The sequence below is a fragment of the Noviherbaspirillum denitrificans genome, from assembly GCF_002211445.1.
Lineage (GTDB): Bacteria > Pseudomonadota > Gammaproteobacteria > Burkholderiales > Burkholderiaceae_D > Noviherbaspirillum > Noviherbaspirillum denitrificans.
The window spans coordinates 4,206,130-4,230,250 of sequence record NZ_LSTO01000001.1; the positions used below are offsets into that span (position 1 = coordinate 4,206,130).

25 protein-coding genes are annotated in these 24,121 nt (G+C 62.2%); 17 read left to right on the plus strand and 8 right to left on the minus strand.

Going from position 1 to position 24,121, the window contains the following annotated elements:
* Window positions 1-94 precede the first annotated feature (94 nt).
* From dapC to AYR66_RS20430, 11 genes are all read left to right on the plus strand, one after another.
* On the plus strand, window positions 95-1,300 hold the full coding sequence (gene dapC / locus AYR66_RS20380; RefSeq protein ID WP_088709024.1) for a succinyldiaminopimelate transaminase: 1,206 nt from the start codon (window positions 95-97) through the stop codon (window positions 1,298-1,300).
* Window positions 1,301-1,325: 25 nt separating this feature from the next.
* Window positions 1,326-2,150 (plus strand): 2,3,4,5-tetrahydropyridine-2,6-dicarboxylate N-succinyltransferase, encoded by an 825-nt coding sequence (dapD, locus tag AYR66_RS20385; RefSeq protein ID WP_088709025.1) that lies wholly within the window; start codon window positions 1,326-1,328, stop codon window positions 2,148-2,150.
* A 59-nt stretch (window positions 2,151-2,209) separates the two neighbouring features.
* The gene (locus AYR66_RS20390) at window positions 2,210-3,343 is read left to right on the plus strand and encodes a PilT/PilU family type 4a pilus ATPase (protein WP_088709959.1); all 1,134 of its coding nucleotides are present in this window, start codon (window positions 2,210-2,212) and stop codon (window positions 3,341-3,343) included.
* 3 nt (window positions 3,344-3,346) lie between these two features.
* On the plus strand, window positions 3,347-3,700 hold the full coding sequence (locus tag AYR66_RS20395; RefSeq protein ID WP_088709026.1) for an ArsC family reductase: 354 nt from the start codon (window positions 3,347-3,349) through the stop codon (window positions 3,698-3,700).
* Between the two features lie 3 nt (window positions 3,701-3,703).
* Window positions 3,704-4,831 carry a succinyl-diaminopimelate desuccinylase gene (dapE, locus tag AYR66_RS20400; RefSeq protein ID WP_088709027.1) on the plus strand — a complete coding sequence of 376 codons (1,128 nt, stop codon included), beginning with the start codon at window positions 3,704-3,706 and terminating at the stop codon, window positions 4,829-4,831.
* Window positions 4,832-4,902: 71 nt separating this feature from the next.
* A complete protein-coding gene (gene prmB, locus AYR66_RS20405; protein ID WP_088709028.1) occupies window positions 4,903-5,793 on the plus strand; it encodes a 50S ribosomal protein L3 N(5)-glutamine methyltransferase in 891 nt (296 codons plus the stop codon).
* Window positions 5,790-7,742: an ATP-binding cassette domain-containing protein gene (locus tag AYR66_RS20410; protein ID WP_088709029.1), complete on the plus strand. Its 1,953-nt coding sequence runs from the start codon at window positions 5,790-5,792 to the stop codon at window positions 7,740-7,742. The genes prmB and AYR66_RS20410 overlap by 4 nt, the downstream gene beginning before the upstream one ends.
* 22 nt (window positions 7,743-7,764) lie before the next feature.
* Window positions 7,765-8,853 (plus strand): CaiB/BaiF CoA transferase family protein, encoded by a 1,089-nt coding sequence (locus tag AYR66_RS20415; RefSeq protein ID WP_088709030.1) that lies wholly within the window; start codon window positions 7,765-7,767, stop codon window positions 8,851-8,853.
* Window positions 8,854-8,893: 40 nt separating this feature from the next.
* On the plus strand, window positions 8,894-9,457 hold the full coding sequence (locus tag AYR66_RS20420) for a GNAT family N-acetyltransferase (protein ID WP_088709031.1): 564 nt from the start codon (window positions 8,894-8,896) through the stop codon (window positions 9,455-9,457).
* A gap of 5 nt (window positions 9,458-9,462) precedes the next feature.
* Entirely contained in the window at window positions 9,463-10,296 is an 834-nt protein-coding gene (locus tag AYR66_RS20425) for a Rossmann-like and DUF2520 domain-containing protein (protein ID WP_088709032.1), read from the plus strand.
* Window positions 10,297-10,319: 23 nt separating this feature from the next.
* Window positions 10,320-10,874, plus strand: coding sequence for a gamma carbonic anhydrase family protein (locus AYR66_RS20430; RefSeq protein ID WP_088709033.1), 555 nt, complete (start codon window positions 10,320-10,322; stop codon window positions 10,872-10,874).
* Window positions 10,875-10,878: 4 nt separating this feature from the next.
* Here the strand turns inward: AYR66_RS20430 and AYR66_RS20435 are convergent, their stop codons facing one another.
* Complete coding sequence (locus AYR66_RS20435; RefSeq protein ID WP_088709034.1) at window positions 10,879-11,235, minus strand: hypothetical protein; 357 nt, start codon at window positions 11,233-11,235, stop codon at window positions 10,879-10,881.
* Window positions 11,236-11,407: 172 nt separating this feature from the next.
* Between AYR66_RS20435 and ompR the strand changes: the two genes are divergently transcribed.
* Window positions 11,408-12,175, plus strand: coding sequence for an osmolarity response regulator transcription factor OmpR (ompR, locus tag AYR66_RS20440; protein ID WP_088709035.1), 768 nt, complete (start codon window positions 11,408-11,410; stop codon window positions 12,173-12,175).
* Window positions 12,176-12,218: 43 nt separating this feature from the next.
* Window positions 12,219-13,571 carry an ATP-binding protein gene (locus AYR66_RS20445; RefSeq protein ID WP_088709960.1) on the plus strand — a complete coding sequence of 451 codons (1,353 nt, stop codon included), beginning with the start codon at window positions 12,219-12,221 and terminating at the stop codon, window positions 13,569-13,571.
* Here AYR66_RS20445 and AYR66_RS20450 read toward each other — a convergent pair.
* Entirely contained in the window at window positions 13,564-13,941 is a 378-nt protein-coding gene (locus tag AYR66_RS20450) for a DUF488 domain-containing protein (RefSeq protein ID WP_088709036.1), read from the minus strand. The genes AYR66_RS20445 and AYR66_RS20450 overlap by 8 nt on opposite strands.
* Before the next feature lie 13 nt (window positions 13,942-13,954).
* Window positions 13,955-14,395, minus strand: coding sequence for an acyl-CoA thioesterase (locus AYR66_RS20455; RefSeq protein WP_088709037.1), 441 nt, complete (start codon window positions 14,393-14,395; stop codon window positions 13,955-13,957).
* Window positions 14,396-14,465: 70 nt separating this feature from the next.
* On the opposite strand from AYR66_RS20455, the gene AYR66_RS20460 reads away from it, so the two are divergent.
* Entirely contained in the window at window positions 14,466-15,503 is a 1,038-nt protein-coding gene (locus AYR66_RS20460; protein WP_088709038.1) for a GlxA family transcriptional regulator, read from the plus strand.
* 1 nt (window position 15,504) lies between these two features.
* On the opposite strand, the gene AYR66_RS20465 is transcribed toward AYR66_RS20460, so the two are convergent.
* From AYR66_RS20465 to AYR66_RS20475, 3 genes are all read right to left on the minus strand, one after another.
* A complete protein-coding gene (locus AYR66_RS20465; protein WP_088709039.1) occupies window positions 15,505-16,083 on the minus strand; it encodes a DUF3501 family protein in 579 nt (192 codons plus the stop codon).
* Between the two features lie 8 nt (window positions 16,084-16,091).
* Entirely contained in the window at window positions 16,092-17,429 is a 1,338-nt protein-coding gene (locus AYR66_RS20470; RefSeq protein ID WP_088709040.1) for a heterodisulfide reductase-related iron-sulfur binding cluster, read from the minus strand.
* Window positions 17,430-17,498: 69 nt separating this feature from the next.
* Window positions 17,499-17,921 (minus strand): rubrerythrin family protein, encoded by a 423-nt coding sequence (locus tag AYR66_RS20475; RefSeq protein WP_088709041.1) that lies wholly within the window; start codon window positions 17,919-17,921, stop codon window positions 17,499-17,501.
* Between the two features lie 285 nt (window positions 17,922-18,206).
* Between AYR66_RS20475 and AYR66_RS20480 the strand changes: the two genes are divergently transcribed.
* Both AYR66_RS20480 and AYR66_RS20485 read left to right on the plus strand, forming a co-directional pair.
* Window positions 18,207-19,364: an iron-containing alcohol dehydrogenase gene (locus AYR66_RS20480; protein WP_088709042.1), complete on the plus strand. Its 1,158-nt coding sequence runs from the start codon at window positions 18,207-18,209 to the stop codon at window positions 19,362-19,364.
* A gap of 95 nt (window positions 19,365-19,459) precedes the next feature.
* A complete protein-coding gene (locus AYR66_RS20485; RefSeq protein WP_088709043.1) occupies window positions 19,460-19,660 on the plus strand; it encodes a hypothetical protein in 201 nt (66 codons plus the stop codon).
* 1 nt (window position 19,661) lies between these two features.
* Here AYR66_RS20485 and ispF read toward each other — a convergent pair whose 3' ends face one another.
* Together ispF and ispD are read right to left on the minus strand one after the other, a co-directional pair.
* Complete coding sequence (ispF, locus tag AYR66_RS20490) at window positions 19,662-20,150, minus strand: 2-C-methyl-D-erythritol 2,4-cyclodiphosphate synthase (RefSeq protein WP_088709044.1); 489 nt, start codon at window positions 20,148-20,150, stop codon at window positions 19,662-19,664.
* Window positions 20,147-20,845, minus strand: coding sequence for a 2-C-methyl-D-erythritol 4-phosphate cytidylyltransferase (ispD, locus tag AYR66_RS20495; RefSeq protein ID WP_088709045.1), 699 nt, complete (start codon window positions 20,843-20,845; stop codon window positions 20,147-20,149). Before ispD ends, ispF begins: the two co-directional genes overlap by 4 nt.
* A 131-nt stretch (window positions 20,846-20,976) precedes the next feature.
* Between ispD and mfd the strand changes: the two genes are divergently transcribed.
* On the plus strand, window positions 20,977-24,121 hold a 3,145-nt coding region (gene mfd, locus AYR66_RS20500), incomplete at its 3' end, for a transcription-repair coupling factor (protein ID WP_088709961.1).

Genomic DNA, 24,121 nt, shown 5'->3' on the forward strand with positions numbered 1-24,121 from the left:
CGGGAGAAATCCCCCCGGCGCAGCAGGAACGCCGACGGTATAATGCCGCCTTTGGTCTTTTTGCATCCCACCTCTTTCAGCCGAGCCCCTCCCAGTGAATCCGCTGTTAAACAAATTACAACCTTATCCCTTTGAAAAGCTGAAGCAACTGTTCGCAGGCGTGCAGCCGAACGCCGCTTACAGCCCGATCAGCCTTGGCATCGGGGAACCGAAACACCCCACGCCGGACCTGATCAAGAAGGCCCTGACTGACGGGCTTTCCGGACTCGCGAGCTATCCATCAACAGTCGGGTCGGACGCATTGCGTGCCGCAATCGCCGGCTGGCTGGAACGTCGCTACGGCCTTCCGAAAATTGATCCGGCGACGCAGGTGCTGCCGGTCAACGGGTCGAGGGAGGCCTTGTTTGCATTGGCTCAGACGGTTATTGATCCGACCAAGGGCGACGCACTCGTCATGTGCCCCAACCCCTTCTACCAGATCTATGAAGGCGCGGCCTACCTTGCCGGCGCACAGCCCTACTTCGTGAACTCAGACCCGGCGCGCAATTTCGCCCCTGATTTCAGCAGCGTGCCGGAAGATGTCTGGCGCAGGGTGCAGCTCCTGTACATTTGCTCGCCGGGCAACCCGACGGGCGCGGTCTTGAACCTGGACGACTGGAAGGAATTGTTCGACCTGTCGGACAAGTACGGTTTCATCATCGCCTCGGATGAGTGCTATTCGGAGATTTACTTCCAGTCCGAACCTCCGCTTGGCGGCATGGAGGCAGCGCACAAACTGGGCCGGACGGGCTATCCCCGCCTGATTTCCTTCTCCAGCCTGTCCAAGCGCTCCAATGTGCCGGGCATGCGTTCGGGGTTCGTTGCAGGCGATGCCGAAATACTGAAAAAATACCTGCTCTACCGCACCTATCACGGCAGCGCGATGAGCCCGTCGGTACAGACCGCATCGATCGCCGCCTGGAACGACGAGCGTCACGTCGAGGAAAACCGCGCCAAGTACATCGCCAAGTTCAAGCAGGTCACGCCGTTGCTCGAAGAAGTGCTGGATGTGCGCCTGCCCGATGCCAGTTTCTACCTTTGGGCACGGGTCGACCGCGATGTCGCCATCTCGGACACCGAGTTCGCGAAGCGCCTGTACGCCGAATATAATGTGACCGTGTTGCCCGGCAGTTATCTTGCCCGCGAAGCGCACGGCATCAACCCCGGACAGAACCGCATCCGCATGGCGCTGGTGGCCGAGGTGGAAGAATGTCTCGAAGCGGCGCAGCGCATCGTCGAATTCACGCAAAAATTATCCTGATCCATCAACATCGAGAAGCAAGCAAATGACCCAACAACTCCAGCAGATCATCGACCAGGCCTGGGAAGACCGCGCCAATTTCTCCCCGAAGTCCGCTCCCGCGGAAGTGCGTGACGCCGTCGCCCACGTCCTGGAACAGCTCAACCAGGGCACGCTGCGCGTGGCGCAGAAGGACAGCGGCAGCTGGGTCGTGAACCAGTGGGTGAAGAAGGCGGTGCTCCTGTCCTTCCGCCTCGAAGACAACGTGCCGATGCCCGCCGGCGAAGGCATGCAGTTTTATGACAAGGTGCCGACCAAGTTCGCCAACTACACCGCCGAGGATTTCGCCAAGGGCGGTTTCCGCGTGGTGCCGCCGGCTGTCGCACGCCGCGGCAGCTTCATCGGCAAGAACGTGGTCCTGATGCCCTCCTACGTCAACATCGGCGCCTATGTCGATGAAGGCGCGATGGTCGACACCTGGGCGACCGTCGGTTCCTGCGCACAGATCGGCAAGAACGTCCACCTGTCCGGCGGCGTCGGCATCGGCGGCGTGCTGGAGCCGATGCAGGCCAACCCGACCATCATCGAAGACAACTGCTTCATCGGCGCGCGTTCCGAGATCGTCGAAGGCGTGATCGTGGAAGAGAACTCCGTGATCTCGATGGGCGTGTACATCGGCCAGTCGACCAAGATCTACGACCGTGCCACCGGCGAAATCACCTATGGCCGCATTCCGGCCGGCTCGGTGGTCGTGTCGGGTAGCCTGCCCTCCGCCGACGGCAAGTACAGCCTGTACTGCGCGGTGATCGTCAAGCGCGTGGATGCAAAGACCCGCGCCAAGACCGGCATCAACGAACTGCTCCGCGACTGATCGTGTGACGGATGGCCGCCCTTCCGGCGGCCTTTTTCATCGCCCACCTGGAGATCATCATGGCAATGGACAGGCTGTTCCAGCTGATGAAGGATAAGAAGGCATCGGATCTGTTCATCACCGTGAACTCGCCGATCCACATCAAGATCAACGGCCACCTGCTTCCCGTCAACCAGCAGAAAATGGACAACGCGACCATCAAGTCGCTGTTGTCGGAAGTGACCTCCGCCAAGCAATTGCAGGAACTGGACGAGCACAATGAACTGAACATGGGCATCCCCGTGCCCGGTGTCGGTAGCTTCCGCCTTTCCGCATTCCGCCAGCGCGGCAGCATTTCCGCCGTGTTCCGCTACATTCCGGGAGAGATTCCGCGTCTCGCCGACCTGAACGTGCCGCCGGTTCTGGCAGAGGTCATCATGGAAAAGCGCGGCCTGATCCTGGTCGTGGGTTCGACCGGCTCTGGCAAATCGACAACGATTGCCGCGATGCTTGACCACCGCAACATCACCAAGACCGGCCACATCCTGACGCTGGAAGACCCGATCGAATTCCTGTTCGTCAACAAGAAGTCCATCGTCAACCAGCGCGAGATCGGCACCGACGCCGACAGTCTGCAGATTGCACTGAAGAACGCACTGCGCCAGGCGCCGGACTGCATCCTGATCGGCGAGATCCGCGACAAGGAAACCATGGGCAACGCGCTGGCCTACGCCCAGTCCGGCCACCTTGTCGTGGCGACCCTGCATGCGAACAACAGCTACCAGGCGCTGACCCGCATCATCAACTTCTATCCACTGGAAACCCGCCCATCCCTGCTGGTCGACCTCTCGGTCACTATCAAGGCGATCATTTCGCAGCGCCTCGTACAGGCGAAGGATGGCGGACGACGTGCCGCGGTGGAAGTGCTGCTGAATACCCGCCACGTGGCGGAACTGATCGAGCAAGGCGAAATCAGCCAGATCAAGGAAGCGCTCGAAAAGAGTATGGCGCCGGGTTCGCAGACCTTCGAGCAGGCACTGATGCAACTCATCCAGGATGAGGTGATCACGCAGGAAGAGGCTTTGGCCAACGCCGATTCGGCGACCAATCTTTACTGGCTGATCAACAATTCCCAGGGCAAGAAGCCCGAACCCGAGCCGGAGCCGAAGAAGGACGACGGCCCCACCTTTACCGAATTCACCCTGAACGTTTGATCCATGGCAGTCACCCTGTACGGCATCCCCAACTGCGACACCGTCAAGAAGGCGCGCACCTGGCTGGACAAAAATGGCATTGCGCACACCTTCCACGATTTCAAGAAGGCCGGACTGACGCCGGCACTCGTGAACGGATGGCTGAAGCAGCTTGAATGGGATGTGCTCGTCAACCGCAAGGGAACCACCTGGCGCGCACTTCCGGATGAACGCAAGGCAGCCATCGCCGATGCGCAAAGCGCGGCGGCCCTGATGCTGGAATCCCCGTCCGTGATCAAGCGCCCGGTCCTCGACTTTGACGGCGCAATGCATGTCGGCTTTTCCGACACCAACTACCAACAGATTTTCAAGAAGTAATCCATGAGCAAAACACTCGCGCTGACCGAAGAACTCATCGCCCTGTCCTCTGTCACGCCGGAAGACAAGGGTTGCCAGCGCCGCCTGATCGAACTGCTGGAACCGCTCGGTTTCAAATGCGAAACCATCGAATCCGGCGGTGTCACCAACCTCTGGGCGCGCCGTGGCACCGCGCAGCCCCTGGTTGTCTTCGCCGGCCATACGGACGTCGTTCCGACCGGTCCGCTCGACCAGTGGCATTCCAATCCCTTTGTCCCCACGCAGCGCGACGGCAAGCTGTACGGTCGCGGCGCAGCAGACATGAAGACCTCGATCGCCGCCATGATCGTGGCTGTCGAAGAATTCGTCGCAGCACATCCCGCGCATCCGGGATCGATCGCCTTCCTGCTGACCAGCGATGAGGAAGGCCCGGCGACCGACGGCACGGTCATCGTCTGCGACATGCTCAAGGCGCGCAACGAACAGCTTGACTACTGCATCGTCGGCGAACCGACCTCCACCGAGCAGCTCGGCGACGTCATCAAGAACGGCCGCCGCGGCTCGATGTCCGGCAAGCTCATCATCAAGGGCGTGCAAGGCCATATCGCCTACCCGCAGCTGGCGAAAAACCCAATCCACCTCGGTGCGCCGGCGCTGGCCGAACTCGCGGCTGAAAAATGGGATGACGGCAACGAGTACTACCTGCCGACCTCGTGGCAGATGTCGAACATCCACGCGGGCACCGGTGCGACCAACGTGATTCCCGGTGAAGTCGTGGTCGATTTCAACTTTCGATTCTCGACCGCCAGCACCGTCGAAGGCCTGCAGAAGCGCGTGCACGCGATCCTGAACAAGTACGACTTCGAATACGACATCAAGTGGACCATCGGCGGCCGCCCCTTCCTGACGCCGCGCGGCAAGCTGAGCGATGCGCTGACGACCGCGATCAAGGCCGAGACTGGCCTTGATGCCGACCTGTCCACGACTGGCGGCACGTCCGACGGGCGCTTCATCGCGCAGATCTGCCCGCAAGTGATTGAATTCGGGCCGCCGAACGGCAGCATCCACAAGATCGATGAACATATCGAACTGCGCTACATCGATCCGCTCAAGAACATCTATCGCCGCACGCTGGAAAACCTGCTGCTGTAGTTCCCCATCCGCCCTCTCCATCCCGGAGGGGGCACTGGCATTCCAATGCCGCACCGAACGAAGAGTCCCTCATGACCCCAAATGATTTCTCCACCATCCGCGACCTGATTCGCTACGCGGTCACCCGTTTCAACTCGGCCAAGCTATTCTTTGGCCACGGCAGCAGCAACGCCTTTGACGAAGCAGCCTACCTGGTCCTGCATACCCTCCAGCTCCCGCTCGACAAACTGGAACCCTTCTATGATGCGCGCCTGCTGCCGGAGGAAACGGCAAAGGTACTCAACGTCATCGAACGCCGTGCGACCGAACGCGTCCCTGCCGCATACCTGACCAACGAAGCCTGGCTGGGCGACTACCGTTTCTACGTCGACGAACGCGTGATCGTGCCGCGCTCCTTTATCGCTGAACTGATCCCCGATCATTTCGCCCCGTGGGTGGACGATCCGGAATCCGTCGCGAACGTGCTGGAACTGTGCACTGGTTCGGGCTGCCTGCCAATCATGCTGGCCGACCACTTCCCGAATGCGCATGTGGACGCCGTCGACATCTCTCCCGACGCGCTTGCCGTGGCGCAGTGCAACGTCGACGAGTATGAACTGCAGGACCGCATTACGCTGATCCAGTCGGACCTGTATACCAAGGTGCCGAAAAAGAAGTACGACCTGATCGTCACCAACCCGCCCTACGTCAACGCAACCTCGATGGGCAAGCTGCCGCAGGAATACCTGCGCGAGCCGCAGATCGCCCTGGCCGGCGGCGAGGACGGCATGGACCTCGTGCGCAAGATCGTCGCGGGCGCGGGTGAGCGACTTACGCCCAACGGCGTGCTGGTCGTTGAAATCGGTAACGAGCGGGAATTCGCCGAAGCAGCCTTCGCCGATCTCGAACTGACCTGGCTTTCGACCAGCGCGGGCGACGATGCTGTATTCCTGCTGACTGCCGACCAGTTGAACGCGCAATGATCCGTTTCCAGCAAGTCAGCCTGACCCGCGGCATCAAGCCGCTGCTCGAAGGCGTCGACCTGACGCTGAATCCCGGGGAAAAGATCGGCCTGATCGGCGCCAACGGAGCGGGCAAGTCCAGCCTGTTCGCGATGCTGCGCGGCGAGTTGCACGCCGATCTCGGTTCGGTCGATTTTCCTGCGAAATGGCGCATGGCCTACGTGGCGCAGGAAACACCGGCGCTGGATCGTCCGGCCATCGAATACGCGATCGACGGCGACGCCAACCTGCGCAAGCTGGAGGCGGAACTGGCCCAGCTTGAAGGCACGTCGGGCTGCCACGCGGAAGGCACCCGCATTGCGGAACTGCACACCGCGCTCGCGGACGCCGACGCCTACACCGTCCGTTCGCGCGCAGAGCAATTGCTGACCGGCCTCGGCTTTTCCCAGGACCAGATGCAGCAGCCGGTGGCGAGCTTTTCCGGCGGCTGGCGCATGCGCCTGAATCTCGCGCAGGCGCTGATGTGTCCCTCCGACCTGCTCCTGCTGGACGAACCGACCAACCACCTCGACCTCGATGCGATCATCTGGCTCGAGGACTGGCTCAAGCGCTACCCCGGCACGCTGATCATCATTTCGCACGATCGCGATTTCCTCGACGGCGTCGTCAATGTCATCGTGCACATCGACGACCGGAAGCTGAAGCGCTACGGCGGCAACTACTCGTCCTTCGAGACCCAGCGCGCGGCGCAAATCGCGCTCACGCAAGCCGCTTTTGAAAAGCAGGCAAGGCAACGCGCGCACCTGCAATCGTTCATCGACCGCTTCAAGGCCAAGGCCACCAAGGCAAGGCAGGCGCAAAGCCGCATGAAGATGCTGGCGAAGATGGAAGAGATTGCGCCGTTGCGTGCCGCTGCGGAGTTCTCCTTCGAATTCCGCGAGCCGCTGAGCGCGCCGAACCCGCTGCTGGTGATGGAAGAGGTTGTCGCTGGCTACCGAGTCGACGACACCGAAAAGCCGATCGTCTCGCGCATCGAATTTTCGTTGCAGACCGGACAGCGCATCGGTCTGCTCGGCGTCAACGGCGCCGGCAAATCGACGCTGGTCAAGACTATTGCCGGTGAAATCGATCCGCTATCCGGCACCATGCGCCTGGGCAAAGGCTTGGCCATCGGCTATTTCGCCCAGCACCAGGTCGAAATGCTGCGTCACGACGAGTCGCCGCTCTGGCACTTGTCGCGTATCGCGCCGACTACCCGCGAGCAGGAGCTGCGTAATTTCCTCGGCGGCTTCAACTTCGGCGGTGACATGGTGACGAGCAAGATCGCACCCTTCTCCGGCGGCGAAAAAGCCCGGCTGGCACTGGCGCTGATCGTCTGGCAGCGCCCCAACCTGCTGCTGCTCGACGAACCGACCAACCACCTCGACCTCGAAACACGCGAGGCGCTCACGATGGCGCTGGCGCAGTTCGAGGGCACGCTCGTGCTCGTGTCGCACGACCGCCACCTGCTGCGCGCCACCACCGACCAGTTCATGATCGTTGCCGAAGGCAGGCTGCAGCCGTTCGACGGCGACCTCGACGATTACCGCGACTGGCTGTTCAAGACAAAGCTTGGCAAGGCTGAAGCACCGGCAAGTACCTCGGAGAAGTCCGGAGGCTCGCAAACCGCGACGGAATCGCGCGAAGACCGCCAGGAGCGTCGCCGGCTCGAGGCGGAAGAACGACAGCGCCTCTCCGCGCTGCGCAAGCCTATCGAGTCGCGCATCAAGCGCCTCGACGAGCAGATGGCAAAACTAAACACGCGAAAGACCGAAGTGGACGCGCGCCTCGCCGATCCTTCGATCTACGACGACGCGAACAAGGAAGAACTGAAGGCCCTGATCCTCGACCAGGCCTATATTGCGAAAGAACTGGAGCAGCTTGAAACCGAGTGGCTGGACCAGCAGGAAGCCCTCGAAAAGCTGGCTTAAGGCACCTTATAGGAGGCAACGCATGAACGCAGCAGTCGACAAACCCTTGCAAGGCATCCGCGTGCTCGACCTCACCCGGCTCCTGCCCGGGCCGGTCGCGACCATGCACCTCGCTGACATGGGCGCCGAAGTCATCAAGATCGAAGATCCCGGCATCGGCGACTATGCCCGCACCATGGGCCATGTGCGCAAGGAAGTGTCGCAGTTCTTCATTGCGGTCAACCGCGGCAAACAAGGCATGCGCCTCGACCTCAAGGATGCCGCGCAGCGCGACACCTTCCTCGGCATGGTCGAAACCACCGACGTGGTCGTCGAGAGTTTCCGTCCGGGCGTGATGGACAAGCTGGGCGTGGGCTGGGAAACGCTGCGCGCGCGGAATCCACGCCTCGTCATGTGCGCCATTTCCGGCTATGGCAAGGATGGCCCGTTCGCGCAATTGGCGGGACACGACATCAACTACATCGGTATGGCCGGCATGTTGGAACAGAACGTCGGCCCGGACGGCGTTCCCGCCTTGTCCAACCTGCAAGTCGGCGACCTGCTCGGCGGCGCGCAGGCGGCGGTGCAAGGCATCCTTGCCGCCATCATCGGCGCAAAAGCAAGCGGCAAGGGCCGCTTCGTCGACGTATCGATGACGGATGCAGTCTTCGCGCACAACATCATGCCGCTGGTGGCGGTAAATAACTTTGGCCGCACCGCGACGCCCGGCCGGGATCTGCTGACCGGTGGTGTTCCCTGCTACAACGTCTACCGCACCAGCGACGGCCGCTTCATGGCTGTCGGCGCGCTGGAGCTGAAGTTCTGGGAAACCTGCTGCGACGTCCTCGATCGTCCCGACCTGAAAAATCGCCACTGGAGCCTCGGACAGGAGGTCGGCGGAGAAGACGCGATGGCGGTGAAAGCCGAGCTGGATGCGATCTTCGTTCGGAGGACACTGGCGGACTGGACCGAAAGCTTCGCCAAGGCGGATTGCTGCGTGACTCCGATCCTGCGTGCCGACGAAGCCGTCGCGCACCCGCTGTTCCAGGCGCGGGCGATGGTGGAACGCAAGGACCATCCGACCGAAGGCCCGTACTGGTCTACGGGTCCTGCGGTAAGATTCCACGGATAAGGGCCTCGTCTCATCCGGCGAGGCCAAACGACCGCTTGCCATGCCAAACGCCTTCCCTATCCTGCGCACGCCGCGCCTGACATTACGCCAGGTCGTACTGGCGGATGCGCCTGCGCTCTTTTCCATCCATTCGGATGCTGAATGGATGCGGTGGTATGGCGTCGATCCGGTCAGCAGCATGGGCGAAGCCGAGCATCTTGCCGACCTGTTCTCGAGCTGGTTCGCCGCAGGCACAGGCTACCGCTGGGCACTGGAACGCCGCGAGGATCGCCAGCTGATCGGCACCTGCGGCTTGTTCCGCTGGAACAAGAGCTGGCGCAACTGCGTGATCGGCTACGAGATCGGGCGCGCGCAGAAACGTCAGGGTTACATGCTCGAAGCCATCACGGCCATCCTCGACTACGGATTCGATGTCATGTCGCTTCACCGTGTCCAGGCCGAAACGCATCCGGACAACCTCGCCTCGATCAGCCTTGCGTCGCGGCTCGGATTCCGCTTCGAAGGCGTGCACAGGGAACAAGCTTTCTGGGGCGGGCGCTTCCACGACCTCAACTGCTACTCACTGCTGGAACGCGACTGGCGCAGGCTCCGCCAGGACGCGTGACGAATATGGCACCAACACTCAACATCATCGGCTGCGGCCAGGTCGGCAAGGTGCTCGGAAGACTGTGGACGGAACACGGAACATTCCAGGTACAGGATGTCCTGAACAGGTCGAGCGAGAGCGCCACACACGCAATCGAATTCCTCGGCGCCGGACGCGCCACGCCCGGCTGGGATGACTTGCACCCCGCCGACGTTTTCCTGATCGGAACGCCGGACGACCAGGTGGAGCCGACCTGCGCGCGACTTGCCGAAAGCGGCTTGCTCCGGCCGGGCGACGTGGTTTTCCATTGCAGCGGCGCGTTGCCGTCAACTGCGCTTGCATCGGCAAAAACGCGCGGTGCGGCGACCGCGAGCGTGCATCCCATCCGCAGCTTCGCCGGAGCGGATGCTGTCGCCCGCGCGTTCGTCGGCACATACTGCGGGATGGAAGGCGACGCCGCTGCGCTTGGCGTGCTCGGCCCAGCGTTCTCTGCGATCGGCGCCCGTCTGGTCACGATCGATCCCCGGTTCAAAACCATCTATCATTCAGCGGCCGTCTTCTCGTCGAACTATCTTGTCTCCCTGCTCGACGTGGCTGTCGAAGCCTATGCCAAAGCCGGCGTTCCGCGCGATGAAGCGCTGCGGCTGATGGAACCGCTGGTGCGCGGCACGGTCGATAATGTCTTCCGGCTTGGCACGACCGAGGCGCTGACGGGACCGATTGCCCGCGGCGACGTCGCGACGGTGCTCCGGCAATACCGCGCACTGAGTGGCTGGGACAAGCGCATTGGTGCGCTGTACAAGCGACTTGGCAAGTTCACGGCTGCCATCGCCGCCCGCAAGCGCCGGCAAAACTGACACTCCGGAAAAGGATCCAAACCATGCCGCTTTCCCCTTATCTCGGCACCTTCCCGCTCATCGGCGAGCGTGCGTGGGTGCACGACTCGGCCCAGATCATCGGGGACGTGATCCTTGGTGACGACAGCTCGGTCTGGTGCAATGCCGTCCTGCGCGGCGACGTCAACCGGGTCCGTGTCGGCCGCTGCAGCAATGTGCAGGACCTGACCATGTGCCATGTGTCGCACAAGACGCCGACCAAGCCGGAAGGCTCGCCGCTAGTGATTGGAGATTATGTGACGATTGGCCATTCGGTCATCTTGCACGGTTGCTCGATTGGCAACGAATGCCTGATCGGGATGGGGACGATCGTCATGGACGATGCCGTGATTCCCGACCGCGTGATGATCGGCGCAGGCAGCCTGGTCCCGCCAGGCAAGATACTGGAAAGCGGCATGCTGTACGTCGGCAGCCCGGTTAAGGCGGTGCGCCCCCTGACGGCGGACGAGATCGCCTATCTGCGCTACTCGGCAGAGCACTATGTGCGCGTGAAGAACAACTATATGGAAGAAACCCGCGACTTACCCGAGGCGGGTTGAACATTCACCGCCTGGGCGAATAGATGTCGTGGCCGGCCTCGTCGATCTGGCGGCGCAGGGTACGGCGCTCTTCCGGGGTCATGCGCCCCTGCTGGCGGCGTGCGTTTTCGGCTTGCTGGCTGTCGGACCGGCTTTCCCTGGGCGCGCCGTAACCGCTGCTGTCCGGCATGCCTTGCCGGGGGCGCTCCTGCGGAACGCCCTGCATCTGGCCCGGCGGCAGCGTGCGCTCCAGCGTCACCGCCTGAATATGGTAGGCGCGAACGGCGTCCCGCGCGTCGCGCCGGTAGCCGCCCGGCTCGGCGAGCGCACTCGCCGCGCAGAGCAACAGCAGGAGACAGGAACCGATTCGATGGAGTCGCATTATTCGAAAACCATTGCGCCCGGGAGGCACAATCAAGAAGGTAGGCCGATAATGTGGAAGTGTATGCCCCGCTTGAGGCACACTAAACCCGGATAAGGTAAAGTTTGTAACACTTTGTAATGCTTTGCGCCATACTGATTGGACGAGCTTTTTCTGACGTTACCATAGCGCCATGAATACAACCAACCCTACTGCTCTTACGCCTGGGCAGACGCCCAGCGGACACCAGGCCCGAATCCTGGTTGTTGATGACGACCAGCGCCTGCGCGACCTCCTGCGCCGCTATCTCGCGGAGCAGGGATTCAATGTCGTCACCGCGGAAAACGCGCAGGCGATGAACAAGCTCTGGATCCGCGAGCGCTACGACCTGCTGGTGCTCGACCTGATGCTGCCGGGGGAAGACGGCCTGTCGATCTGCCGTCGCCTGCGCGGTGCCGGCGACCAGACACCCATCATCATGCTGACCGCCAAGGGCGAAGACGTGGACCGCATCGTCGGCCTCGAAATGGGCGCGGACGATTACCTGCCCAAACCCTTCAACCCGCGCGAGCTGGTGGCGCGTATCAATGCCGTGCTGCGCCGCAAGGGGCCGGACGAGATTCCGGGTGCGCCTTCCGAAACGCCGCAGACCTTCCAGTTCGGCGATTTCATCCTCGACCTCGGCACGCGCACGCTGAAGAAGAACGGCGAAACCATTTCCCTGACCACTGGTGAATTCTCGGTGCTCAAGGTGTTTGCCCGCCATGCGCGCCAGCCGCTGTCGCGCGAAAAATTGATGGAACTGGCCCGCGGCCGAGAATACGAAGTCTTCGACCGCAGCCTGGACGTGCAGATTTCCCGCCTCCGCAAGCTTATCGAACCCGATCCCTCCAACCCGATTTACATCCAGACGGTGTGGGGCCTGGGTTATGTCTTCATTCCAGAAGGCCAGCCGCGCTGAGGCTTGACCGACGTAACGGACGCAACGGACACAAAGGATCTTGATCCCCATCATAGGAAATCGGTTCGGCTGGCTCAAAAGCGGCCTGTTCTGGCGGACCTTCTTCCTGCTCGCCTTCCTCATTACCGCCAGCATCCTGGCCTGGGTAACGAGCTTCCGCATCGTTGAACGCACGCCGCGCGCGCAGCAAATGGCCGCGCAGGTGATTTCCATCGTGACCATCACCCGCGCCGCCCTCACCCACTCGGCGCCCGAACTGCGGCGCGAGCTGCTGTTCGACCTCGCCAGCAACGAAGGCATCCGCATCTATCCACTGGAAGAAAGCGATGAAGTCGGCCCGCCGCCCGACAGCGAGCTGATGCTGGTGCTGGAATCCAACGTGAAGGCGCGACTCGGGTCGGACACCAAGTTCGCCGGGCGCGTCAACGACGTGGCCGGCTTCTGGGTGAGCTTCAAGATCGACGACGACGAATACTGGCTGCGGCTGGACCGCGAACGCATCGAAGGCGTGTCCAACATCCAGTGGCTTGGTTTCGGCACCACCGCGCTGATGCTGTCGCTGCTCGGCGCCGTCTTCATCTCGCGCCTGATCAATCAGCCGCTGTCGCGCATCGCCACGGCCACACAGGCGATTGCCAAGGGAATCTGGCCGGAGCCCTTGCCGGAACGCGGCCCAGCCGAAATCCGTGATGCCAACCGCAGCTTCAACCAGATGGTGGCCGACCTGAACCGCGTCGAGAGTGACCGGGCAGTGATCCTGGCCGGCATCTCGCATGACTTGCGGACGCCGCTCGCGCGCATGCAGCTGGAAGTCGAAATGGCGCACCTGCCCGACGAAGCGAGACTGGGCATGCAGTCCGACCTCGCGCAGATGGACGCAATCATCGGCCAGTTCCTGGAATACGCACGGCCAAGCGAGAACATGCATGGCGCAAGCGTCGACCTGAGCGCCCTCCTGACGGACTGTGCGCGGGAAGCCGGGCGGCAGCATGATGTCCGCGTCCAGAGCGACATTGCGCCGAACGTCAACGTCTTCGGCCATGCGACCGACCTCAAACGCATCGTCAGCAACTTGATCGAAAATGCGCGCCGCTATGGCAAGGCGCCGAACTCGACCACTGCGGAAATCGACATCGCCTGCCGTCAGGAAGGCAACCAGGCCGTCATCGAAATTACGGACAGCGGGCCCGGCGTCCCTGAGCAGGAACTGGAACGCCTGCTGCGTCCCTTTACCCGCCTTGATACCGCGCGCGGCCAGGCCAATGGCGCGGGCCTCGGCCTGGCCATCGTCGACCGTATCGTGAAGCGCCACCGCGGCGCGATCAAACTGTCGAACAAGAACGGCGGCGGCCTGCGCGTCCGGGTATCCATCCCGATTACCGGCGCGCTCAGCTGACCTTCCGCTTCTTCCGCAACATGGGTAGCACGTAGTCGCGCAGCGCGACCGCGTTGTTGATGCGGTGCTCCTTGCTGCTGTAGAGGAAGGTCACGTCGCCTGCGCCGAGGTGCTCCAGCAGCGCTTGCAGGCCATCCGGGTTGGCATGCAGCTCGCTGTAGTAGCGGTCGCGGAATTCATCCCATCGTTCCGGATCATGCCCGTACCACTTGCGCAGGTCGTTGGAGGGGGATATCGCCTTGGCCCAGTACACGATGTCGACCTTCTCCTTCGTCATCCCGCGTGGCCACAGGCGATCCACCAGGATACGTTTGCCGTCTTCCGGCGATGCAGGTTCATAGACCCACTTCAGCCTGATCGTTGCCGCCATCCGGTCCTCCTCGTCAGAGCGTTTCAAAATTTTCAGTTCGCGGCAGTCGCAGCAACGCATCGTTCAGCGCCTGCGGCGGAGGCCCGACACGGCGATCGGCAAGGTTGAACCAGGCGCCGCGCGTTGCCACTTCAGCGGCGAGCCTGCCGTCGGCCTTGTAGAAACGGTTCACCATGATGAACTTCGCGCCGTCCTCGCTGAGGCCGCCCAGCTCCATCGTCACCGAGAAGTTCTCGAGGAAATGGAATTCCTTGTGATAGGCAATCTGCTCGGAGAAGATGACCGGGCCGATGCCGGCCTCCTTGAAGTCCGCCGGAGTAAAGCCGCTTTCCTTCAGGTACATGAAGCGAGTCTGAGCCGCATAGTCGAGGTAGCCGGTATTGCGCATGTGCACGTTGGCGTCCAGGTCCGACCAGCTTACGGTATATTGGTATTGATATACGTTCTTTTCCATCTGGTTGCGCTCCGTTAGGTGACAGTGCGGCCAGTCTACCCCAGCAATCCCGTCCCAGTGAGGGAGCGACGTGCCAAGTTCCGCAGGTAATCAGGCCAAGAACAGGCCGGTCGACACCGTCATCCTGGCCATGCCAGGAACGCTGCCCACCACGGTGGCGGGACCGATGGATGTCTTCACCCAGGCCGGACAATTGTGGGAGATGCTGTGCGCAGCCAACCCCTCCCCGCGCTTCAATGTGCGCATCGTCAGCATCGACGGCGGCGATGTGACCTGTATGAATGGCATGCAGATCAAGTCGCAGGGGGCGTTGGCCGATGTCAGCAGTGCGGACCTGTTGATCGTGACCTCCGCCAATATCGCTGAGCGGCAATCCTGGGGAAAGATCGTCGTGCCTCACCTCACACGCCTGCACCGCCAGGGGACGCGCCTTGCCAGCATCTGCACAGGCGCATTCGTGCTCGCCGAGGCTGGCCTGCTGAGCGGTCGCGTGGCGACGACGCACTGGGGCTTTGTCCCGATGTTCCGCGAGCTTTATCCCGAGGTCGATGTACGGCCGGAGCGCATGCTGACGCAGGACGGCAGTATTTTCTGTTCGGGCGGCATTAATGCTTATGCGGAACTCTGCCTGTACCTCGTGGAATACTGGTGCGGCTACAGGACGGCCGAGCAGCTGGCGAAGGCGCTGGTACTGGATGGATGGCGGGAGCAGCAGATGGACTATTCGCTGTTCGAATTCCAGAAGCGGCATGGCGATGCCGCCATCCTCAAGGCACAGAACCACATGGAAGCGCATTTCCGCGACGCTCTCAATGCGACGGCACTGGCGGAAATCTGCGCAATGAGCGAACGCAATTTCAAGCGCCGCTTCAAGAAGGCCACGGGTGACACGCCAAATGAATACCTGCAGCGGCTGCGCGTGGAACATGCGAAGCACCGGCTCGAGCAGACTGCGCTCGGCATTGAAACCGTCGCCGAAGAAGCGGGCTACCGGGATGTCGCCTACTTCCGCCAGGTCTTCAAGCAGCTGGCCGGCATGACACCGCAGGCGTACAGGATGAAGACGCGTATTGCCTTGCCGGCAGAGACCGACAAGGCAGCTGCCTGATTCAGTGCAGGTCCTGCATCAGGGACGCAAGTGTGTCCGGCGCCAGTTCCTCCACATGCGCCGGATAGTTCGGATGATCGCAGCCGATCATCATCTGGGCGCCACCCTTGAGCGCGGCTTTCATGGAATCCGTCAGCTCGAAGCGCACGAAATGTACCGCCGAGGTCTTTTCATCGTTTTCGCGGTCCAGGTCTTCGTCGGCGATCGCATAGACGCGTGCCTGTCCTTCCACCTGCACGAATAAACGATCCTCGATGCCGATCAGCTTCGCCAGCGCTGCCTTGCGCTCAGCCTCGTTCGCATATTCGATCAGCATGGTCGCCTTCAGGTTGCTGCCATCGGGAATCAGCGGATTGTAGGCATCCAGCTCGGCCTGGATGCCGTCCTCCTCGAAGATGCGCTCGATGCGCAACATTTCCTGCACCTGGTAGCGCACCGTCTGTTCGTTTTCAAAGAGCAGCGTGACGTGATTGCCGAGGTGGACGCTGCGCAGCTTCTTGTGCTGGATGATTTCCGCGCGCAATGCGGGCCGAGCCTTGGCGTAGGCTTCAAGCGTCAGCAGGTCGTGGGATTTGAGCATGCGATCTCCTATATGCCGTAAGCCTTTCGCAGCAGGGCCAGAGGATGGGCCATTTCCGCTTTGCGCAGGCCGGCCTCTTCCATCCCCTGCTCGATATGGTGCCCGGCGAGCTGGCAGTCGGAGGAGATGTAGTCCGGCTCATTGTTTGCCATGGCCTTGAATACCGGCTTGCCAATCTTCATCGCCGTAGCGTGGAATTCCTTCTTTACGCCAAAAGTACCGGCGTGGCCGGAACAGCGCTCGACGACGTTCAGTTTCGTGCCGGGGACAAGCTGCAGCGCCTCGACCGTCTTCTTGCCCATGTTCTGCACCCGCAAGTGGCAAGGCACATGGTAGGAGACGTTTCCGAGCGGCTGCTTGAAGTCCCGCTTGAGCAGCCCGTCCCGGTTGCGCTGCACGAAGTATTCGAACGGATCCCACATCGCGTCGCGCACCAGTTGCACGTCTGGATCGTCGGGGAACATCAGCGGCAATTCCTGCTTGTACATCAGCGTGCAGGATGGAATCGGCGTCAGGATCGCAAATCCTTTGCGCGCCAGTTCGGCGAGGTGCGGGATATTGATGTTCTTCTTCTGCTCCACGCCTGCCAGGTCGCCCTGTTCCAGCTTTGGCATGCCGCAGCACGCCTCCTTCTCGACCAGCACGTACGGAATTTCATTATGGTCGAGAATGGCAAGCAGATCGTGCCCGATACCCGGCTCGTTGTAATTGATGTAGCAGGTCGAATAGACCGCCACCTTGCCCGGCGTGAGCGTGCCGTCATTCACCGCGTACGGCCGGGATTCTGCCGCGCCGGACCGGAACTTGCGCGGCGCAAAGTCGGGGAGCCAGGCATTTCGGTCGACACCCATGACGTTTTCCATCATGCCGCGCGCCACCTTCGTCTTGTTTACCGCATTGATCGTCTGTGTGACGATGGGAATGCCTGCAAATGTGCCCAGCCCGTCGGTATTGGACAAAAACTTGTCGCGCGCCCTGACTTCCCCCTTGCGGAACTTGACCGCTTTCGCCCGCAGCATCAGGTGCGGGAAATCGAGGTTCCACGGATGCGGCGGCGTGTACGGGCACTTCGTCATGTAGCAGACATCGCACAGGTAGCACTGGTCGACGACCTTCCAGTAATCCTTCTTGTCGACGCCGTCGACTTCCATGGTCGAGGACTCGTCAACGAGGTCGAACAGCGTGGGAAAGGAACCGCACAGCGAGACGCAGCGGCGGCAGCCGTGGCAAATGTCGAACACCCGCTCCATCTCCTTGTGCAGCGATTCCTCGTTGTAGAAGTCCTCGTCCTTCCAGTCGAGCGGATGGCGTGTCGGCGCTTCGAGGTTGCCTTCGCGATTGGACATGGCTGTGCCCTTCAGGGATGTGGACGTCCGCCTCCCGCTGGCCGGGAGGCGTCGCTGCAGGGATACGGCTCAGTCAACCAGCGAATCCAGGGCTTTCTGATAACGGTTGGCGTGGGAGCGCTCCGCCTTCGCCAGGGTTTCGAACCAGTCGGCGATTTCGTCGAAGCCTTCGTCCCGTGCGGTCTTTGCCATGCCGGGGTACATGTCGGTGTATTCGTGGGTTTCACCGGCGATCGCCGCCTGCAGGTTCTGGCGCGAATTACCGATCGGGAGACCCGTGGCCGGGTCGCCGACCATTTCGAGATATTCGAGGTGGCCGTGCGCGTGTCCCGTTTCGCCCTCCGCGGTGGAGCGGAACAAAGCGGCAACGTCGTTCTGGCCTTCCACGTCCGCCTTGTTGGCGAAGTAGAGGTAGCGGCGGTTTGCTTGCGATTCCCCTGCGAATGCAGCCTTCAGGTTAGCTTCGGTCTTGGAACCTTTGAGATTTGCCATGAGAGTCTCCTTCCTTGTTGGACATCGTTGGAAATACATCCTGCGGCGAGACGGCGGCGGGCACACGGAACGCCCGCGAAACGGGTCGTGCAAACTCATTGTGTACCCCGGCAGGCAAAGCTCAAATTGGCAATTTCAATTTGACATATTGACGAAGACAATCGAGGCGGCGGGCATCTGCGGAAAATTCCTATCGCAAACCCGGGTTTTGGGCGTGTCGAACGCGATTTTTATCCTTGTCATACAATCCGGCGGGAGACAACGACAACCACAAGAGGACCATCCATGCTGAATTTCGACTTCTACAACCCGACCCAGATCCTGTTTGGCAAGGGCCGCATCGCCGACCTCGCGAAGGTCGTGCCGGCGGACGCCCGCGTGCTGGTCCTGTATGGCGGCGGCAGCATCAAGAGCAATGGCGTGTTCGACGAAGTGATGGCGGCCCTGGCTGGCCGCACCGTGCAGGAGTTTTCCGGCATCGAACCGAATCCGAGCTACGAGACGCTGATGCAGGCGGTTGAACTCATCCGCAAGGAAAAGCTGGACTTTCTGCTGGCAGTAGGTGGCGGCTCGGTCATCGACGGCACGAAGTTCGTCGCCGCCGCTGTGAACTTTGAAGGCGATCCCTGGACCATCCTCGAAAAGCGCGGCCGGAACATCACCAGCGCGCTGCCCTTCGGCACCATCCTCACGCTGCCCGCCACCGGCTCGGAAATGAACGACGGCTCCGTCGTCACCCGCAAGTCGCTGCAGGCAAAGATGGCCTTCTCGAACAAGCTGGTGTTCCCGAAATTCTCCATCCTCGACCCGGCGAAGACCTTCACCCTGCCCGTCCGCCAGATCGGCAACGGCGTAGTGGACGCGTATGCGCACGTCATGGAGCAGTACATGACCTATCCGGTCAACTCGCCGGTGCAGGACCGCTTCGCCGAGGGCTTGCTGCAAACCCTGATCGAGGAGGGACCGAAGGCGCTGGCCAATCCGGAAGATTACGACACGCGCGCCAACATCATGTGGTGCGCTACCCTCGCCCTGAACGGCCTGATCGGCGCCGGCGTCCCGCAGGACTGGGCAACGCACATGGTCGGTCATGAGCTTACCGCCCTGTACGGCCTCGACCACGCACAGACGCTGGCGATCGTACTGCCGGGCATGCTGCGTGTGCGCAAGGAAGGCAAGCGCGCCAAGCTGCTGCAGTACGCGGCGCGCGTCTGGGGCATCACGGAAGGCAGCGAAGATGCGCGCATCGACCAGGCGATCCAGCGCACCCAGGACTTCTTCGAAAAAATGGGTGTGAAGACGCGCCTGTCCGACTACCAGCTCGGCGCACAAAACATCGATGCCATCCTGAAACACCTCGAGAGCCACCGCATGGTGACGCTCGGCGAACAGCGTGACGTCACCCTCGATGTCAGCCGGAAAGTGCTGGAACTGAGCGTCTGAGCACCGCCTGGAGCGGCTTGAACTTCCTGCAAGACTGGCAATCTACCAAACGGCATGGGTGACAACCCATGCCGTTTTTTCTTTCAGGAGGTTCCATGCCAGCATCCCCTTCCACCGGAACGCCGGGCGAACAGCCTAAACACCTGAAACCGGGAGATGATGCCATGCCCGGTACGCCAGGCACGGGTGAAGACCTGTGCGAGGATTGCGGCGGTACCGGTATCCGCAAGGATGGCAGTGAATGCCCGACCTGCGAGGGAACGGGCCGCGTGATCCACGGGATCGGCGGCGGCTGATTTAGCGACGGTAAATCAGCGCTACCGCGTCGGCGGTCATGCCTTCCTCGCGCCCCAGATAGCCCAGGCGTTCGTTGGTCTTGGCCTTGATGTTGACCTGCCCGGGACCGATGTCGAGGTCGGCGGCGATATTCGCCACCATGCCCGCGATATGCGGCGCCATTTTCGGCGCCTGCGCGATGATGGTCGCGTCGATATTCCCGATCGCATACCCGGCCGCCATCACCCGCTTGCCGGCCTCGCGCAGCAGTACGCGGGAGTCCGCCCCCTTGAATTGCGGATCGGTATCCGGGAAATGACGCCCGATGTCGCCCAGTCCGGCGGCGCCGAGGATGGCGTCGGTAATCGCATGCAGCAGGACATCCGCATCCGAATGGCCGAGCAGGCCGGCGGTGTGCGGAATGTTCACCCCGCCGACGATCAGCGCCCTGCCGGGCACGAGGGCGTGGCAGTCGTATCCCTGTCCGATCCTGAAGGGCGGGAGGCTCATGGATTTCCTTTCAAATGCAGTTCTGCCAACGCAACGTCGTGCGGCAGCGTGATCTTGAAGTTGCGCGGGCTGCCTTCGACCAGTTTCGGCTTCAGGCCGAGCGTTTCAATGGCGGATGCTTCGTCGGTGACCTCGGTGGCCTTTTCCAGTGCCGTGCGCAGCAACGCGTAGCGGAACATCTGCGGCGTTTGCGCCGCCCATAGGCCGTCGCGCGGGACGGTCGCATCGGCGCGCCCTTCCGCATTGCCGCGCTTGAGCGTGTCCACCACCGGCAAGGCCAGCAGGCCGCCCACCGGATCGTTCTTCACGGCACCGATCAGGCGATCGATCAGTTCCCCGGTGAGGCCCGGGCGCGCCGCATCGTGCACCAGTACCCAATCGTTGTCGGTGGCGTCCGCGCGCATTGCATGCAGCCCGTTCAGCACCGACTGGTGCCGCGTGGGACCGCCGGCATGGAGCACCGTGACGCGGTCGGCAAGGTGTTTCGCGCCGGCGAGCGCCTCGTCGATATAGCCGTCTTCCTTGCTGACGACGACATAGGTATGGGCAATGGACGGGCAGGAGGCAAAGGTATCGAGCACATGCACCAGCATCAGCTTGCCGGCCAGCGGCATGTATTGCTTGGGGCACTCGGCCCCCATGCGCGCGCCGACGCCGGCGGCGGGGATCAGCGCGAAGTGGCGGGATGGAGTCATTCTGACAAGTTTGTGCAGGATGCACGCCGGGACGGCGGCGGGGCTTGGTTTATAATCTCGCCATATTTTCTCATAGTCGCAGTCCCCGACATGCAGCTTGCTGGGGCATTTCCCGCAACCTGGCGCCCCCTATGTCGTTCGATCCGAAAAAATCCCTTCCCAAGGCCGGTAACCGTTTCGCCGTCCCCGCCGTGCACGGTTCCGCGGATGCCTTCGTGCTGGCCCAGGCGGCGCTTGAACTGAAGCAGCAGAAACGCATGCTGGCGATTGTCGTCGCCAGCGCGACCGATGCCCAGCGCCTGCGGCAAGAAATCCCCTGGTTCGGCGGCAACGATGATTCCGCCTTGCGCTGCCACCTGCTGCCCGACTGGGAAACGCTGCCTTATGACGCGTTTTCGCCGCACCAGGACCTGGTATCGGAACGCCTCGCCACCCTGCATGAAGTGAGTACCGGGCAGTGCGACGTGCTCATCGTCCCGGCCACCACCGCGCTGCTGCGCATGGCGCCACCCTCCTTCCTGGCGGCCTATACCTTCTTCTTCAAGCAGGGCGAAACGCTGGATGAAGCCCGCCTGAAATCGCAGCTGACGCTGGCCGGCTACACGCATGTGGGCCAAGTCATGTCGCCGGGCGAATACTCGGTGCGCGGCGGCCTGATCGACCTGTTCCCGATGGGTTCCGTGCTGCCCTACCGCATCGACCTGTTCGGCGACACGATCGAAACCATCCGCACCTTCGACGCCGACACACAGCGCTCGCTCTATCCGGTGCGCGAAGTGCGCCTGCTTCCGGGACGCGAGTTCCCGATGGATGAAGCCGCGCGCACTGCATTCCGGGGCCGCTGGCGCGAGGAATTCGAAGGCGACCCGTCCCGCTCCGCAATCTACAAGGACATCGGCAACGGCATCGCGTCGGCTGGGATCGAGTACTACCTGCCCCTGTTCTTCGACGAGACGGCGACCTTGTTCCAGTACCTGCCGGAGGATGCCACCTTCGCGCTCGTCGGCGACATCGATGCATCGATCAAACGCTTCTGGAGCGATACCCAGTCACGCTACAAATTCCTGAAGACCGACCGCGAACGCCCGCTGCTGCCGCCCGAGCGCCTGTTCCTGACGGACGAGGACTTCTTCACCCTCGCCAAGCCCTTCGGCCGCTGGGTGATCCAGCAAGGCGATGCCGCTTCCGAAGTGTCGGCGCCGGTACCGAACGTTGCCGTCAACCGTCGCGTTGACGACCCGCTTGTCAACCTGCGCTCCTACCTGCTGCAGACTGGCAAGCGGGTGATGATTTGCGCCGAATCGAACGGACGGCGCGAGACGCTGCAGCAGTACTTCAACGAATTCGACCTGACGCTTGCGCCCTGCGAGGGCTTTGCGGACTTCGCCACCGGAACGGCAAAGCTGATGCTTGGCGTGGCGCCGCTGCATGCGGGATTCGAGCTTTCGCCCGAACTCGGCGCCCTCGCCTTCATTACCGAAACCGAACTCTACGCCGGCACCGGCCGCCGCGCCGGGCGCCGCAAGCAGGAAGCCGTCACCCAGGTCGAGTCGATGGTGCGCGACCTGTCGGAGCTGAAGATCGGCGACCCGGTGGTGCACATCAACCATGGCATCGGCCGCTACATGGGCCTGCTGAGCATGGACCTTGGCGAGGGCGAGACGGAATTCCTGCACCTCGAATACGCCAAGGAAACCAAGCTTTACGTCCCGGTTTCGCAGCTCCATGTGATCTCGCGCTACTCCGGAGCCTCGCCCGAAGACGCGCCGCTGCACACACTCGGCTCCGGTCAGTGGGAAAAGGCTAAGAAGAAGGCTGCCCAGCAGGTTCGCGATACCGCGGCCGAACTGCTCAACCTGTATGCGCGCCGCGCTGCGCGCCAGGGGCATTCGTTCCAGTATTCCGCACGCGACTATGAAGCCTTTGCCGAAAGCTTCGGCTTCGAGGAAACGCCGGACCAGAGCAGCGCAATCAATTCGGTCATCAAGGACATGACCAGCGGCAAGCCGATGGATCGCCTGATCTGCGGCGACGTCGGCTTCGGCAAGACCGAAGTGGCATTGCGCGCCGCCTTCGTCGCCGTCATGGGCGGCAAGCAGGTCGCCATCCTGGCGCCGACCACACTGTTGGCCGAACAGCATGCGCAGACCTTCGCCGACCGCTTTGCCGACTGGCCCGTAAAAATTGCGGAGCTGTCGCGCTTCCGCACCGGCAAGGAAGTCACGCAAGCGATCAAGGGCCTGGGCGATGGCACGATCGACATCGTCATCGGCACACACAAGCTGCTGTCGAATGACGTGAAATTCTCGCGCCTCGGTCTGGTCATCATCGACGAGGAACACCGCTTCGGCGTGCGCCAGAAAGAAGCGCTGAAAGCCCTGCGCGCCGAAGTCGACGTGCTCACGCTGACAGCAACGCCGATCCCGCGGACGCTGGGCATGGCGCTCGAAGGCCTGCGCGACTTCTCGGTCATCGCGACCGCACCGCAGAAGCGCCTTGCGATCAAGACTTTCGTGCGCACTGAGGAATCCTCAGTCATCCGCGAAGCCTGCCTGCGCGAACTCAAGCGCGGCGGCCAGGTGTACTTCTTGCACAACGAGGTGGAAACCATCCTCAACCGAAAGGCGATGCTGGAAGAGCTGCTGCCGGAAGCGCGCATCGCCGTCGCCCACGGCCAGATGCACGAGCGCGACCTGGAAAAGGTGATGCGCGACTTCGTCTCGCAGCGCTACAACATCCTGCTGTGCACGACGATCATCGAGACCGGCATCGACGTCCCGAGCGCCAACACCATCATCATGCATCGCGCCGACAAGTTCGGCCTGGCGCAGCTGCACCAGTTGCGCGGCCGCGTCGGCCGGTCGCACCACCAGGCCTACGCCTACCTGCTGGTGACCGACGTCCACGGCCTGACCAAGCAGGCGCAGCGCCGTCTCGAAGCGATCCAGCAGATGGAAGAACTGGGCAGCGGCTTCTACCTCGCCATGCACGACCTCGAAATCCGCGGCGCGGGCGAAGTGCTCGGTGAGAACCAGTCCGGCGAAATGCAGGAAATCGGCTTCCAGCTCTATTCCGACATGCTGAACGAAGCCGTGCGCGCGCTGAAGAACGGCAAGGAGCCCGACCTCGCCGCGCCGCTGTCGACGACTACCGAAATCAACCTGCACGTCCCCGCCCTGCTGCCGCAGGATTACTGCGGCGATGTCCACGAGCGCCTGTCGATGTACAAGCGCTTCGCGAACTGCGCATCGCAAGGCGCGATCGCCGACCTGCAGG